12 protein-coding genes are annotated in these 13676 nt (G+C 62.0%); 4 read left to right on the forward strand and 8 right to left on the reverse strand.

Features of this window, described 5'->3' with window-relative positions; all coding sequences use genetic code 11:
• Window positions 1–16: 16 nt before the first annotated feature.
• The 4 genes from NPS29_RS13425 to NPS29_RS13440 form a co-directional block, all read right to left on the reverse strand.
• Window positions 17–928: an SdiA-regulated domain-containing protein gene (locus NPS29_RS13425; protein WP_274133134.1), complete on the reverse strand. Its 912-nt coding sequence runs from the start codon at window positions 926–928 to the stop codon at window positions 17–19.
• 221 nt (window positions 929–1149) lie between these two features.
• Window positions 1150–2073 (reverse strand): SdiA-regulated domain-containing protein, encoded by a 924-nt coding sequence (locus tag NPS29_RS13430; RefSeq protein ID WP_274133135.1) that lies wholly within the window; start codon window positions 2071–2073, stop codon window positions 1150–1152.
• A gap of 177 nt (window positions 2074–2250) precedes the next feature.
• Window positions 2251–2916: a fumarylacetoacetate hydrolase family protein gene (locus tag NPS29_RS13435; RefSeq protein WP_274133136.1), complete on the reverse strand. Its 666-nt coding sequence runs from the start codon at window positions 2914–2916 to the stop codon at window positions 2251–2253.
• A gap of 36 nt (window positions 2917–2952) precedes the next feature.
• Entirely contained in the window at window positions 2953–4347 is a 1395-nt protein-coding gene (locus tag NPS29_RS13440) for an FAD-binding oxidoreductase (RefSeq protein WP_274133274.1), read from the reverse strand.
• A 199-nt stretch (window positions 4348–4546) separates the two neighbouring features.
• Here NPS29_RS13440 and serA point away from each other — a divergent pair, with 199 nt between their 5' ends.
• Window positions 4547–5776 (forward strand): phosphoglycerate dehydrogenase, encoded by a 1230-nt coding sequence (gene serA / locus NPS29_RS13445; protein ID WP_274133137.1) that lies wholly within the window; start codon window positions 4547–4549, stop codon window positions 5774–5776.
• 173 nt (window positions 5777–5949) lie between these two features.
• Here the strand turns inward: serA and NPS29_RS13450 are convergent, their stop codons facing one another.
• Both NPS29_RS13450 and NPS29_RS13455 read right to left on the reverse strand, forming a co-directional pair.
• Window positions 5950–6387 carry a DUF4399 domain-containing protein gene (locus NPS29_RS13450; RefSeq protein WP_274133138.1) on the reverse strand — a complete coding sequence of 146 codons (438 nt, stop codon included), beginning with the start codon at window positions 6385–6387 and terminating at the stop codon, window positions 5950–5952.
• Between the two features lie 129 nt (window positions 6388–6516).
• Window positions 6517–7155, reverse strand: a complete 639-nt coding sequence (locus tag NPS29_RS13455; protein WP_274133275.1) for a 2OG-Fe(II) oxygenase — start codon at window positions 7153–7155, stop codon at window positions 6517–6519.
• A 195-nt stretch (window positions 7156–7350) separates the two neighbouring features.
• On the opposite strand from NPS29_RS13455, the gene NPS29_RS13460 reads away from it, so the two are divergent.
• Window positions 7351–8091 carry a DUF2059 domain-containing protein gene (locus NPS29_RS13460; RefSeq protein WP_274133139.1) on the forward strand — a complete coding sequence of 247 codons (741 nt, stop codon included), beginning with the start codon at window positions 7351–7353 and terminating at the stop codon, window positions 8089–8091.
• A gap of 131 nt (window positions 8092–8222) precedes the next feature.
• On the opposite strand, the gene NPS29_RS13465 is transcribed toward NPS29_RS13460, so the two are convergent.
• A complete protein-coding gene (locus tag NPS29_RS13465) occupies window positions 8223–9164 on the reverse strand; it encodes an alpha/beta hydrolase (protein WP_274133140.1) in 942 nt (313 codons plus the stop codon).
• 106 nt (window positions 9165–9270) lie between these two features.
• Here NPS29_RS13465 and NPS29_RS13470 point away from each other — a divergent pair, with 106 nt between their 5' ends.
• Window positions 9271–9861, forward strand: a complete 591-nt coding sequence (locus tag NPS29_RS13470; protein ID WP_274133141.1) for a DUF6436 domain-containing protein — start codon at window positions 9271–9273, stop codon at window positions 9859–9861.
• A gap of 91 nt (window positions 9862–9952) precedes the next feature.
• On the opposite strand, the gene NPS29_RS13475 is transcribed toward NPS29_RS13470, so the two are convergent.
• Window positions 9953–10867, reverse strand: a complete 915-nt coding sequence (locus NPS29_RS13475; RefSeq protein WP_274133142.1) for a ParB/Srx family N-terminal domain-containing protein — start codon at window positions 10865–10867, stop codon at window positions 9953–9955.
• A 250-nt stretch (window positions 10868–11117) separates the two neighbouring features.
• On the opposite strand from NPS29_RS13475, the gene NPS29_RS13480 reads away from it, so the two are divergent.
• Window positions 11118–13517, forward strand: coding sequence for a penicillin acylase family protein (locus NPS29_RS13480; RefSeq protein WP_274133143.1), 2400 nt, complete (start codon window positions 11118–11120; stop codon window positions 13515–13517).
• Window positions 13518–13676 lie beyond the last annotated feature (159 nt).

The raw sequence follows: 13676 nt of genomic DNA on the forward strand, positions 1-13676 counted from the left end.
AATCACCCTCTGCCTGTCACTTCTTCTTGAACGAATAAAACAGATTCGGCTCGCTGACCACATACAACGTCCCGTCTGCCCCCATCGCAATCCCCTCCGCCTGCGGCACGCCCCTGGCCAGCCCCATGCTGCCTTTGCTCAACGACACATTGCCCACCGGCCGACCCGAGGTGTCCAGTTCCAGGATCTGCCGCGACTCATCGGACAGCGCCAGCAAGTGGCCGCTGATTTCATCGAACTGCAAGCTGGAAAGATCACGCACGAACAACCCGGCATCACGCTGTTTGCTCGACGTCACTTCAAGAGTACTCGGGGTGCTGTCATCGGGATTCGGGAAGCCCCGCACTTCAAGGATCTGTACCGGCTTGCGCTCCTTGGCGACAAACAGGCGCTTGCCCTTGTTGTCGTAGGCAAGCCCCTCAAAACCACTGTTGCCCCCAGCATTGATACCCAGGGTCAGTTGCTCGGCGTCGGCGGCATCGAGAAACCGCGTGTCGTCATCCACTTGCACCTTGATCAGCCGCTGGCTGTGCTCATCGCTGATCACATAAATGCCGGGGCTGATGTACTCCACAGCTTCCGCATCGCCAAACCCGGTCAGGGGAATGCGCCGAATAATACGGCCCTCCAGGCTCAACTCGACCAACTCGGGGTCTTTGTTGGTCACGGTAAACAGGGTGTTGCGATCGGGGTCGAAGCTCAGGGCCGAGACGTTGTCTTCCAGGCCTTCGATGATTCGGGCTTCGATCACCACTTCATAGTCATCAAGCCCCATCGCCTGTGCATCACTGGCCTGCCAGAACACATGCCAGTTGAACCACACCCGCTCGACCACGCGGTATTCGCGCACGACGATGAACGACAACGCCAGCGCAAGGACGGCCAGCAAGGTGAGCAGCATCGCTTTGAAAGGGGACGGGCGACGCATGTACGGAGCTCGGTTTCAGATGGGGGCGCATTAATATCACCCTAGTCTGAAACCAGACTTAAAACCCACCGACGCAGCTTCCCTGTAGGAGTGAGCTTGCTCGCGATAGCGGTGCAACAGTCACCTTTTCTGTATCTGAAACACCGCCATCGCGAGCAAGCTCACTCCTACAGGATTGCTGTGAGCCCAAGGACGGCGGCGGGCCGGATTGGGGGGAAAGCTCACTTCTTCTTGAACGAATAGAACAGGTTCGGCTCGCTGACCATATAAAGGGTGCCTTCCTCGTCCATCGTCACGCCCTCGGCGCGGGGGATGGTGTGGTCCAGGCCGTTGAGGCCGCGGATCAGGCTCATGAAGCTGACCTTGTTGCCTTTCTCGTCCAACTCCAGCAGCAGATGCGACTCCGCCGACAGCGCCAGCAGGTGCCCGGTCTTCTGATCGACATGCAGCGCCGAGAGGTTGCGCATGATGAGATTGCCGGTGTCAGGCAGCTTCTGCTTGTCGCCTTTCAACACGGCGCTGCCGTCGGACTTCCAGCTGAACAGTGCCGGCGGACGCTCCTCGCCCAGCAGGATCTGCTGGTTGCGCGCATCCCAGGCCACGCCTTCGAAGGCCTTGTTCTGGTCAACCGACGGGCCCAGGTCATATTTGGGGAAATCGGCGATGTTCAGGCTCTTGGTCTCGGGTGTCACGGTGACCATGGTCATCAGGTGCTGACGCTCATCGACGATGGCCAGCAGGCCATTGCCCAGCACCGCCACGCCCTCGGGGTTGCTCCAGCCCACCAGCGGGATCTTGCGCAGCACGTCACCCGTCACGCTCAGCTCCGCGAGGAAGGCGTTCTTGCCCATCACCGAATACAGGGTCTTGGTGGACGGGTCATAGGACAGGTCCGAAGCCTCATCCTTTTCCAGCCCGGCCAGCGGTTTGCCGTCGATCACCACCCGGTAATCCGGCAGCCAGATGCTCGCATCCTTTTGCGCAGAAGAGACCGTCTGTTCGCGCAGCCACAGCAACCCGCGGTCATCCCAGTGCCAGGCGTAAGACAAGCCCACGAGAATCACCACCAGGGCGATCAGCGACCAGCCCCCTACGGAACGCAGGGTGCGCTTGGGTTTGTTCAGTGGCGGGGTGTTAACGGTCATCGAGACGATCCTGAAAAATCCATTGGCACAGCGTCTGTGCGCTGCGGTCGGCGAGGAATTATCCGGATCGAGTGTGAAAAAAACGGCAATCCGGAAGTTCTCGTTACATCCACTTACTGAAAACAAAAAAGCCGCCTGCAATCTCTCACAGGCGGCCTTTCAGTGAAACGGCAACGATCAGCGCACGTCGCTTTCGAAACGGCTTTGCCCCGGCAGTTCGAGCACGATCTGGTCACCCACGTTGAACGGCCCCACGCCCGCTGGTGTGCCGGTCATGATGAGGTCGCCCGCCTGCAGCGAGAACTGCGACGCCATGTGCTGGATCATCGGCACGATGGGGTTGAGCATCTGGCTGCTGTTGCCGTCCTGGCGCACTTCGCCGTTGACGGTCAGGCGAATCGCGATGTCGGTCAGGTCCGGGTAGGCATCGGCCGACACGAACGGCGCAATCACCGCCGCGCCGTCGAACGACTTGGCGATTTCCCACGGCAGGCCCTTCTCCTTGAGCTTGGACTGCACGTCGCGCAGGGTCAGGTCCAGGCCCGGAGCGAAGCCGGAAATGGCATCCAGCACTTCTTCGCGGCTCGGGTTCTTGCTCAGGGACTTGCCGATCAGCACAACGATTTCAGCCTCGTAATGCACCGATCCACGGTCCTCTGGAATGCTGAAACCACCCTCGATTTCCACCACGCAACTGCCCGGCTTGATGAACAGCAAAGGCTCGGTCGGCACCGGGTTGTCCAGCTCCTTGGCGTGCTCGGCGTAGTTGCGGCCGATGCAGACCACCTTGCCCAGGGGGAAATGGACCTTGGTCCCGTCGATGTATTTGTGCTGGTAGCTCATTGAGCGCTCCTGAGTGCGTTTGGCAGCGGGTGCAGCTTACACCGCAAAGATCTTGCCCGGGTTCATGATGCCGTTGGGGTCGAAGACAGCCTTGAGGGCCTTCATGTAGTCGATTTCCAGCGGCGAGCGGCTGTATTCAAGGTAGTCGCGCTTGACCAGCCCCACGCCATGCTCGGCGGAAATCGAGCCGTTGTACTTCTCGACGATCTCGAACACCCACTTGTTGACCTTCGAACAGGTGGCGAAGAACTCGGCCTTGTCCAGGTTCTCGGGCTTGAGGATGTTCAGGTGCAGGTTGCCGTCGCCGATGTGGCCGTACCAGACCACTTCGAAATCCGGGTAATGCTCGCTGACGATGGCGTCGATTTCCTTGAGGAAGGCCGGCACTTTAGAGACGGTCACGGAAATGTCGTTCTTGTAGGGCGTCCAGTGGGAAATGGTTTCGGACAGGTATTCGCGCAGCTTCCACAAGTTCTGCAACTGCTGCTTGCTCTGGCTCATCACCCCGTCGATCACCCAGCCCTGCTCCACGCAATGTTCGAAGATTTCCAGCGCCTGGTTGGAGACGTCCTCGTTGACGGCTTCGAACTCCAGCAGCGCATAGAACGGAGTTTTGGTGGCGAAAGGCTCGGGCACGTCGCCACGGGCCATGATTCGGGCCAGGCCCTTGTCGGAAAAGAACTCAAAGGCTGTCAGATCCAGCTTGCCGTGGAAGGCGTGCAGCACCGGCATGATCGAATCGAAATCAGGGGTGCCGAGCACCATGCAGGTCAAGTTCTTCGGCTCGCGGTCCAGGCGCATCGTGGCCTCGACCACAAACCCCAGGGTGCCTTCGGCGCCGATGAACAACTGGCGCATGTCGTAGCCAGTGGCGTTCTTGGTCAGGTCCTTGTTCAACTCCAGGATGTCGCCCTTGCCGGTGACGACTTTCAGCCCGGCGACCCAGTTGCGGGTCATGCCGTAGCGAATGACCTTGATCCCGCCGGCATTGGTGCCGATATTGCCGCCAATCTGGCTGGAACCTGACGAAGCGAAGTCCACCGGGTAATACAGCCCGTTCTCCTCGGCGAAGTTTTGCAGTTGCTTGGTGATGACGCCCGGCTGGCAACGCACGGTGCGGTCGGTGGCGTTGAGTTCGAGAATCTGATTCATGTAGTCGAAGGAAACCACGACCTCGCCGTTGGTCGCCACCGCCGCTGCCGAAAGCCCGGTCCGGCCACCCGAGGGCACCAGCGCGACCTTGTGCGCATTGGCCCAGCGCACGATGGCCTGGACCTGCTCGACCGCCTTGGGGAACACGATTGCACTGGGCGCCGGGGCGAATTGCCGGGTCCAGTCCTTGCCCCAGGCTTCGAGGGATTGCGGGTCGGTCAGCACCTTGCCAGGCTCGACCAGACCCTTCAGTTCTTCCATCGCGGCAACGTCGATCATCAGCAGAACTCTCGGATTATTCATGATTATCCTGAGAACGCTTCACGTCGCAGGAACGGGTATTTAGCGGGGCACATATGCTAGCATACCGCCCCCGCAGAGACGTGCCTGAGGCCGACTCTCGGTGGCGCCATTGCGCCGCGAGGCAGCTTGCGCTGTCCATTTCCTGCCAATTTCTCCGGGACACAGGTTTACGCAGATGAGCAAGACTTCCCTCGACAAGAGCAAGATCAAGTTCCTTCTTCTCGAAGGCGTCCACCAATCCGCCGTCGACGTCCTCAAGGCCGCCGGCTACACCAGCATCGAGTACCACACCAAGTCTCTGCCGGAAGCCGAGCTCAAGGAAAAGATCGCCGACGCTCACTTCATCGGCATTCGCTCTCGCACCCAACTGACCGAAGAAATGTTCGACTGCGCCAAGAAACTGGTCGCCGTTGGCTGCTTCTGCATCGGCACCAACCAGGTTGACCTGGACGCTGCCCGCGAGCGTGGTATCGCCGTATTCAACGCGCCGTACTCCAACACCCGCTCCGTGGCCGAACTGGTGCTGGCCGAGGCCATCCTGCTGCTGCGCGGCATCCCCGAGAAAAACGCTTCCTGCCATCGCGGTGGCTGGATCAAGAGCGCGGCCAACTCCTTCGAGATCCGTGGCAAGAAACTGGGCATCATCGGCTACGGCTCGATCGGTACGCAGCTGTCGGTCCTGGCCGAGAGCCTGGGCATGCAGGTGTTCTTCTTCGACCCGCTGACCAAGCTGCCACTGGGTAACGCCACTCAGGTCACCAGCATGACCGAGCTGCTGGGCCTGGCTGACATCGTGTCCCTGCACGTGCCTGAACTGCCGTCCACCCAGATGATGATCGGCGAGAAAGAAATCCGCGCGATGAAAAAAGGCGCGATCCTGATCAACGCCGCTCGCGGCACCGTGGTTGATCTGGACGCCCTGGCCGACGCGATCAAGGACCAGCACCTGATCGGCGCCGCCATCGACGTGTTCCCGGTCGAGCCGCGCTCCAACGACGACATCTTCGAAAGCCCGCTGCGTGGCCTGGACAACGTGATCCTGACCCCGCACATCGGCGGCTCCACCGCCGAAGCCCAGGCCAACATCGGTCTGGAAGTGGCCGAGAAGCTGGTCAAGTACAGCGACAACGGTACTTCGGTGTCTTCGGTCAACTTCCCTGAAGTGGCCCTGCCGGCTCACCCTGGCAAGCACCGCCTGCTGCACATCCACGAAAACATCCCGGGCGTGCTAATGGAAATCAACAAGGTGTTCGCGGAAAACGGCATCAACATCTCCGGTCAGTTCCTGCAGACCAACGAGAAAGTCGGTTACGTGGTCATCGACGTCGACGCCGAGTACTCGGACCTGGCGCAAGAGAAACTGCAGCACATCAAAGGCACCATCCGCAGCCGCGTGTTGTTCTAAGCCTTGCTGCAATGAAAAAGGAGACCTTCGGGTCTCCTTTTTTTGTGCCTGGTGACGCCAATCCCGTAGCAGCACGGCTTGCCGGCGGGGGCGGTGTGTCATGCAACCCATTATTGGCTGACACACCGCTCCCGCCGGCAAGCCGTGCTGCTACGGATCGGGCGGCGCGCCCGTTATTTCACAGTAATGGTGATCTTCTGCGACTCCACCGGCGGGTTCAGCGGGATGTGGCTCTTGTCGCCCACCAGCAGCTGCAAGGTGTGCTGGCCAGGGGTGAGGGTCAATTCGGTTTCGGTCTGGCCCTTGCCGAAGTGGCGGATGTTGTCGGTGGTGGGCAGCGGTGCGTTCATGTCCGGCTGGTCTTTCACGTCGATCAGCAGGTGATGGTGCCCGGTGTCCGGCACATCCACGCCAGCCGGCGCGACGCCCATGCCCTTGAGCCCGAACTGCACCTTGAACGTGCCATTGACCGTCGCGCCGTCCTTGGGCGAGATGATGTACACCTCGGCGCCGGCGGGCGATGCAGTACGCGGCACATCGGCGGCCTGCACCACGAATGCAGAGCCCAGCAGCAGGCCGGCCAGGGCAGTTCTTGCAAATAGCGTCTTCATGATCTCTCCTGTTTTTATCGATGCCGACAATCGGACCTTGATCCAGCCCGTCCGGTTCACGACTTCACCTTAGCCCGATCTGGCACGGCGACGGCCGGGAGAGTGAATTTATGTCGAAGATTTCATCTTTTACAGCTCGAACGGCTCATTGCCGCGCCGACGGAACCAGCCGGTCAGCGACAAGCGCTCGTGACAGGCAGGCAGCACCTCGTGGGGCATGTCACCGGACATGAACACCACCAGGCAGCCACCCAGCGGCGGCACGTCGAACTCGGGCGCATTTTTCGGGAACATGCGCAGCTGTCCGCCATGCTCGGGCTGCCAGGCGTCATTGAGGTAGATCACCGCCGAAACCATGCGCTTGTCATCGTCCCGGAAACGGTCGACATGCTTGCGGTAGAACGCCCCCGGCGGATAGAGCGCGAAGTGGCACTCAAACTCTTCCAGGCCAAGGAACAACCCGCGATTGAGCGCCTGGCGCAGGCTGTCCATGAGTTCCAGATAGCGGTCGCAGGACGCGGCCTGCCCCGGCTCGATCCACTGGATATGATCGCCGCGTATCCCCTCGCGCACTTCCTGCGTCGCGCCGCGTCCCACGGCAGCAGGCGCCAGCTCGCCCTGAACCGCGCGCGTGCGGCATTCAAGGGCCAGCTCGCGGGTCAGGTCCGGCGGGAGAAAGAGGTTCTGCTGCGACCAGCCACGTTCGGCCAGGTCGTCGACGATGCGTAACAGCAGTGGATCATCAGGGGATAGGGACATGCCGCGCATAGTATCCATACGCCGGGCAATCCAACAGCTCCTGCGGTCCGCTGGACGAGGAATATTTTTCGCAGTGTATAAACAGGCAGGCGCTTTAAACGCAGGGTCGTCGAACCCATCGGTTTTCTTGGGGTCTGGCAACTGTTAACTCGACAAATCCCCGCCGCGCCGTCGAGAATAGCGGCTTGCCGACAGGAGTCACTAATGCGCCGTCTGTTTTTCCTGCTGTTGATGTTCTGCACCATGCCTGTCTGGGCAGACGTCCATGACCAGCTTTACAAGATCGCTGGTTGGCCGGATCAACGCGCGCACTTCAACGACGCCCTCAAGGCCGCCCAGCAGCGCTACAAGAATAGCCTGCCGCCTGCTGTATTCGACGCCCTCGTCAGCAACAGCAACCAGCGCTTCGCCCCTCAGGCCATGGATCAGCGCGCCGAGCAGAAACTGCGCCAGACGCTGGCCGATCCCAACCCGGCGCTGCAGTTCTTCCAGTCCCCGCTGGGACGCAAGATCGTCAACGCCGAGCTGACCGCCACCCGCCCCGATCAACTGGCAAAGAACGCCCAGGGCCTGCCCCACATGCAGGCTGACGACAACCGTCTGCTGATCATCGGCCACCTGGCCAATGCCCTGCCGGCCAAGGAGGCAGGCGCCGAAGTGAGCCTGGCGATTGCGGGCGTGGCTGCTGACAGCCTGAGTTCGATGATTCCGGGACTGATGGGCGGCGGTACCACCCAGGCCATGCTCGACGGCCAGCGCCAACGCCTGATGGGCCAGATCGCCAATGACATGAGCAACACGCTGTTGTATGTGTATCGGGACCTGTCCGACGCCGAGCTGGACGAGTTCGCAACCTTTGCCGAATCCGCCGAAGGCAAGGCCTACTACCAGGCCGCACTGGCCGCGATTCGCGCGGGCTTGGCGGTTGGGCAGCCGGTAAAGTAACCGCTCCTGACACCTCGAGCCCCTGTAGGAGTGAGCTTGCTCGCGATAGCGGTGCATCAGCTACATGAGAGGCGGCTGGCATACCCCAATCGCGAGCAAGCTCACTCCTACAAGCCTGCTCGGAGCGGGGCTCACCCCATCCGCTGGGTCAAGAACCTGAAAAACTGCAGCCGCAACTCCGGCAATTCATTGGCCAGATGATGCCGTGCTTCATGGAGCATGAAGATCTGCGGATGGTCGAACTTGTCCTTGAGCACCGCCAGGTTGTGGTTCCAGTCCACGGTCATGTCCGACTCGCCCTGGACGATCAGCGGGCTGCGGGGGCTGCGCGGGGCGCTTTCGATGCGTTCGATCCATTTGGCCAGCGCGCCGACCCAGGCCGTAGGTAGACGTCTGGGCTGCAAGGGGTCCGCTATGAGGAACGGCATGAAGGTCGGCACATTGGTGTTCTCGCTGAAGCGCCGGTCGATGCCTTTGACGAACGCCCGCAGCAGGTAATAGCTGACCTTCGACCAGGTCCAGCCCCGTGGCCGCACCAGCGGCGCCAGCAGGATCGACTGCCCTTGAATCGGGCTCTGGTCTCCATGATTGAGCAGGTGATCGATGACAATCGCCCCACCGGTGCTCTGCCCGCACAGGTGCCAGGGCTGAGGCAAATCCAGGGCTTTCGCCTCGACGAACAACCGCTCGAGCACCACCTGGTATTCAGCGAAATCAGTAATGCTCGCCCGCGTTCCGCTGGACAGGCCATGGCCCGGCAGGTCGCAGGAGATCACGGCATAGCCCAACTCCAGCGCCCACTCGATCACATGGCGATACAGGCCCATGTGGTCGTAGAAGCCATGCACCAGCACCAGCGTCGCGACCGGCTTTTCAGGCGTCCACAATTGGGTGACGATTTCGTATCCGCCGACTTCGAAACGCCCCAGCCGGCTGCTCACCCGTCCTTCGCTGCCCAACCCGGCCATGCTGTAGAACCGCTGGTACGCCTGCCCGTCATCGGAGAGCGCGAGGTTCTCCACCAGGGGCTTGAGGCCGGCACGCAGGCGGTCGGGGTCGAACGTGTTGGACATCGGTATTCCAGATCAGGCAGATGGAGGTCAAGGAGTGATCGTAGCTGCGAGTTTCATCTGTCCGCCAAGGCGTGGCAAGCTACGGCACCCAAATCGAAGCCACCCCATGACTGCTCACTCACGCACCCGACGTCGCACCGTTTTCATCGCGCTGGCCGCCTGCATCTGTGCCGCAGCCCTGTGGTGGGCCTATGGGTGGTTTGAGGGCCGATATGTGCGAGCGTTCAGTGACCAGACGGCATTGTTTGCAGGCGATGTCCTGAGCCTGCCGCCTGAACTGGCGGGGCCGGGCCGCGTTCGCGTCGTGCATTTCTGGGACCCGGCCTGCCCGTGCAATGTCGGCAACCAGCAGCACCTGAGCGACCTGGTGGCGCAGTTCTCGGGGGCCGGTGGCGTCGATTTCTACGCCGTACGCAAGCCCGGCAGCCAGGGCCAGTTGCCTGCGACACTGGATGCGATCAAACCCTTGAACAGCCTGCCCGGCGCCGAACGCATCAGCGCAAGCCCCGCTGTTGCGATCTGGGACCGCCAGGGCCGGCTCGCCTACTTTGGCCCCTACAGCGAAGGGCTGGTGTGCAACTCGAAGAACAGCTTCATCGAGCCGATCCTTCAGGCGCTGCTGCAGGACAGACCGGTCAGTGCGACGCACACCATGGCGGTGGGCTGCTACTGCCCCTGGGCCCCCGAAACCCCGTAGCAGCACGGCTTGCCGGCGGGGCGGTAGGTCCGACACAGATGAGTTGACTGACACACCGCCCCCGCCGGCAAGCCGTGCTGCTACGGGCGACTCAATGGGTGTCTTTGTAATCGATCACGTAGGGCAGCTTCTCACTCGCCGTCTTGCTCAGCGCCTTGTGCTTGACCGACTTGAATCCCCCCAACTGCCTGGCGCTCATGCCGCCGCCGATTGATTTGCTCACCGGCGGCTCCACCATCAGGTCGCTCGCCGCCTCCAGCGCACGGTGGTAGCCGCTGCGCTCGCTCAGATTGAAGTCAGCCAGCACCAGCCGCCCTCGCAGCCAGTCTGCCCAATAGAATTCGAGAAACTCCGGCGACACATCCCCCGCCTTTGGTTTGTCATACGCCGCGCCGCGCACGAAGTAGACGATGCTGCGCAGGATGTCGTTCTGCATCGACTTCAACCCCACATGGGCAGGCAACTGATCGGGCGCCAGCGACTGGCCGTTGCCATCCTTGAGCCAGACCTTGTGCGCCTGCTGCATGCGCTTCCAGAAGGTCGGCATATCGGCGCTGTCGCTGAAATCGTCGGTGATGCGCACCTTCATTTTCATCTGCGGCCCGGCGCCGGGTTGCTCCCACAATGCGCTGAAGGTGTGGTGCCCGTCGGTGAGGTAGAACTGCCCGCCGGGGCCGACCACCACGGTCTTCATGTCCTGAGGATGGGCATTGGGCTCGTCCTTGCAGGCGAAGCTCTCGGGCTTGAGCGGATCAGCAGCCTCGCCGATGCGCCTGGCCTCATCCTGACCGTTGCTCTCGCAGATTTCGTCAAAGAGCTTCTGACGATCCTTGGCGAAGCGTTCGAGCTTGTAATACACCTGATCGAAACCGATGACCGCCTGGGTCGGATGGACCTGCTCGAGGCTGACTTCGACGATGTCACCAGGCTTGGGCGCGGCGAAGGCCAGGGCCTGGCCGCAGGACAGGGCCAGCAGGAGCGTCAGGGCGAGGGAGGGAATCCGCATGGTTCAAGACTCTTGAGGGCGTGGGCTGAGCTTAATGCAATAAGCACCTGACACAACCCGACACTTGTAGGAGCGGGCTTGCCCGCGATGGCGGCCTGTCTGAAACGCATACGGCGACTGACACGACGCCATCGTCCGGATGCGGCCCAGACCAAGCGCGCTCCTACAGGCTGTGGCGCATAGTGCTGCTACACAGCCCCGCGACAAATCTGTAGCCTTTCGCCTTCCCGACGATCTTTAGAGCCTCTGCATGAAACGCAGCCTTTCCGTCATTGCCTTTGTGGTCGTCCTGATTGCAGGTAGCGGCGCCTGGTACATCCACGGCAAGCAACCGGTACGCGATGGCGAGATCGCCCTGCCAAAGCTCCAGGCGCCGGTCACCGTGCGTTACGACGAGCGCGGTGTGCCGCACATCAAGGCCGAGAATCAGGATGACCTCTACCGCACCCTGGGCTATGTCCACGCTCAGGACCGGCTGTTCCAGATGGAAATCCTGCGCCGCCTGGCCCGTGGTGAACTGGCCGAGGTGCTGGGGCCCAAACTGGTCAACACCGACAAATTGTTCCGCAGCCTGCGTATCCGCGAGCACGCTGACGCCTACGTCGCCCGCCAGGACAAGAACACACCGGCCTGGAAGGCGCTGCAAGCCTATCTGGACGGCGTTAACCAGTTCCAGGCAACTCACCCCCGCCCCATCGAGTTCGACGTGCTGGGCATCGAAAAGCGCCCGTTCACGGCAGAAGACACGCTGAGCATCGGCGGCTACCTGGCCTACAGCTTCGCCGCCGCCTTTCGCACCGAGCCCTTGCTCACTTACGTACGCGATCAACTGGGCGCGGACTACCTGAAAACCCTGGACCTGGACTGGCAACCCCAGGGCGCCCTGCACCCCTCGCCCGCGCTGACCAGCAAGGATTGGAAAGGCCTGGGTGACCTGGCCCTGCTCAGCCAGCAGGCCCTCGAAGACGCAGGCCTGCCACAGTTCGAAGGCAGCAACGCCTGGGCAGTGTCGGGCAGCCGCACCCAGAGCGGCAAACCCCTGCTGGCCGGCGATCCGCATATCCGCTTCTCGGTGCCGGCGGTCTGGTACGAGGCGCAGCTGTCGGCCCCGGGCTTCGAGTTGTACGGCCATTTCCAGGCGCTCAACCCCTTCGCCCTGCTGGGCCACAACATGGATTTCGGCTGGAGCCTGACCATGTTCCAGAACGACGACGTCGATCTGATCGCCGAGAAGGTCAACCCTGATAACCCCAATCAGGTCATGTACCACGGCGCTTGGGCCGACATGACCTCGCGCATCGATCAGATCAAGGTCAAGGGCCAGTCGCCGATCAGCTTCACCCTGCGCCAGTCGCCCCACGGCCCGATCGTCAATGACGTGCTGACCGCCAGCGGCATTCAGGAGCACGCCAACACGCCGGTCGCCATGTGGTGGTCATTCCTGGAATCCGAGAACCCAATCCTGCAAGGCTTCTATGAGGCCAACCGCGCCGACACCCTGGACAAGATGCGCAGCGCCGCCGAGAAGATCCACTCACCGGGCCTGAACGTGGTCTACGCCAACGCCCACGGCGACATCGGCTGGTGGGCCGCCGCGCAACTGCCCAGAAGGCCGGAGGGCGTGAACCCGGCGTTCATCCTCGACGGCAGCACCGATCAGGCCGACAAGAACGGCTTCTACCCTTTCAGCGCCAACCCGCAGGAAGAAAACCCGGCGCGCGGGTACATCGTTTCGGCCAACTTCCAGCCGGTATCGCCCCTCGGGATCGAGATTCCCGGCTACTACAACCTGGCCGAGCGCGGCCGTCAGCTGGACAGGCAACTGAGCGACAACAGCGTGAAGTGGAATCTGGACAACAGCCAGGCGCTGCAACTGGGCACCCGGACCGACTACGCCGAGCAGATCCTCAAGCCTTTGCTGCCGGTACTGCGTCGTGTGGTCAGCGACCCCGAAGAGCATGACCTGCTCGAACGCCTGGCCACCTGGAAGGGCGACTATCCTGTGGATTCGGTCGGTGCCACGCTGTTCAACCAGTTCCTGTTCAACCTCTGCGACCAGACCTTCCGCGACGAACTGGGCGACGCGTTGTTCTCGACGCTGATTTCAACACGTGTCATCGACATGGCGCTGCCCAGGCTTGCCGCCGACGAACACTCGCCGTGGTGGAACAATCGCAACTCCAATGAACCGGAGAGCCGCGATCACACCGTCAAGGTCGCCTGGCATGCGGCGGTTTCCCACCTCAAATCCCTGTACGGCCTCAATCCCGAGGAATGGACCTGGGGCAAGGCGCACACCCTGACCCACGAACACCCGCTGGGCCGCCAGCCGCCGCTGGACATGCTGTTCAACGTCGGCCCCTTCGCCGCCCCCGGCACCCATGAAGTGCCGAACAACCTCTCAGCGAGCATCACCACGGCACCGTGGCCGGTGACCTACGGCCCCTCGACCCGCCGCCTGATCGACTTCGCCGACCCCGCCCATGCGCTGGGCATCAACCCGGTGGGCCAGAGCGGCGTGCTCTTCGACAAGCACTACGCCGATCAGGCACAGGCCTACATCACCGGACAGTACAGACCGGAGCGGTTCAGTGAGGGGGATGTGGCGGGGAATAGCAGGGAGGTGTTGAGGTTGGTGCCAGCTCACTGACATCAACCAATGCGGGGGACTGACATCCACCCTTGCGGGGATTAACACAAACCACTGTGGGAGCGGGCTCGCCCGCGAAGGCGTCGAACCTGGCGCATCGATGGTTGCTGAGCCACCGCCTTCGCGGGCAAGCCCGCTCCCACAGAAGCCCGCTCCCAC

This window comes from Pseudomonas putida, assembly GCF_028682175.1.
In the GTDB taxonomy this organism is placed as follows: Bacteria; Pseudomonadota; Gammaproteobacteria; order Pseudomonadales; family Pseudomonadaceae; genus Aquipseudomonas; species Aquipseudomonas putida_AD.

Excerpts from the sequence above, each read along its gene's own strand:
- NPS29_RS13435 (WP_274133136.1), bottom strand. The coding sequence starts at position 2,916 with ATGAGCTACCAGCACAAATACATCGACGGGACCAAGGTCCATTTCCCC.
- NPS29_RS13450 (WP_274133138.1), bottom strand. The coding sequence starts at position 6,387 with ATGAAGACGCTATTTGCAAGAACTGCCCTGGCCGGCCTGCTGCTGGGC.
- NPS29_RS13455 (WP_274133275.1), bottom strand. The coding sequence starts at position 7,155 with ATGCGCGGCATGTCCCTATCCCCTGATGATCCACTGCTGTTACGCATC.
- NPS29_RS13470 (WP_274133141.1), top strand. The coding sequence starts at position 9,271 with ATGACTGCTCACTCACGCACCCGACGTCGCACCGTTTTCATCGCGCTG.
- NPS29_RS13465 (WP_274133140.1), bottom strand. The coding sequence starts at position 9,164 with ATGTCCAACACGTTCGACCCCGACCGCCTGCGTGCCGGCCTCAAGCCC.
- NPS29_RS13480 (WP_274133143.1), top strand. The coding sequence starts at position 11,118 with ATGAAACGCAGCCTTTCCGTCATTGCCTTTGTGGTCGTCCTGATTGCA.
- NPS29_RS13460 (WP_274133139.1), top strand. The coding sequence starts at position 7,351 with ATGCGCCGTCTGTTTTTCCTGCTGTTGATGTTCTGCACCATGCCTGTC.
- NPS29_RS13430 (WP_274133135.1), bottom strand. The coding sequence starts at position 2,073 with ATGACCGTTAACACCCCGCCACTGAACAAACCCAAGCGCACCCTGCGT.
- NPS29_RS13425 (WP_274133134.1), bottom strand. The coding sequence starts at position 928 with ATGCGTCGCCCGTCCCCTTTCAAAGCGATGCTGCTCACCTTGCTGGCC.
- NPS29_RS13475 (WP_274133142.1), bottom strand. The coding sequence starts at position 10,867 with ATGCGGATTCCCTCCCTCGCCCTGACGCTCCTGCTGGCCCTGTCCTGC.
- serA (WP_274133137.1), top strand. The coding sequence starts at position 4,547 with ATGAGCAAGACTTCCCTCGACAAGAGCAAGATCAAGTTCCTTCTTCTC.
- NPS29_RS13440 (WP_274133274.1), bottom strand. The coding sequence starts at position 4,347 with ATGATCGACGTTGCCGCGATGGAAGAACTGAAGGGTCTGGTCGAGCCT.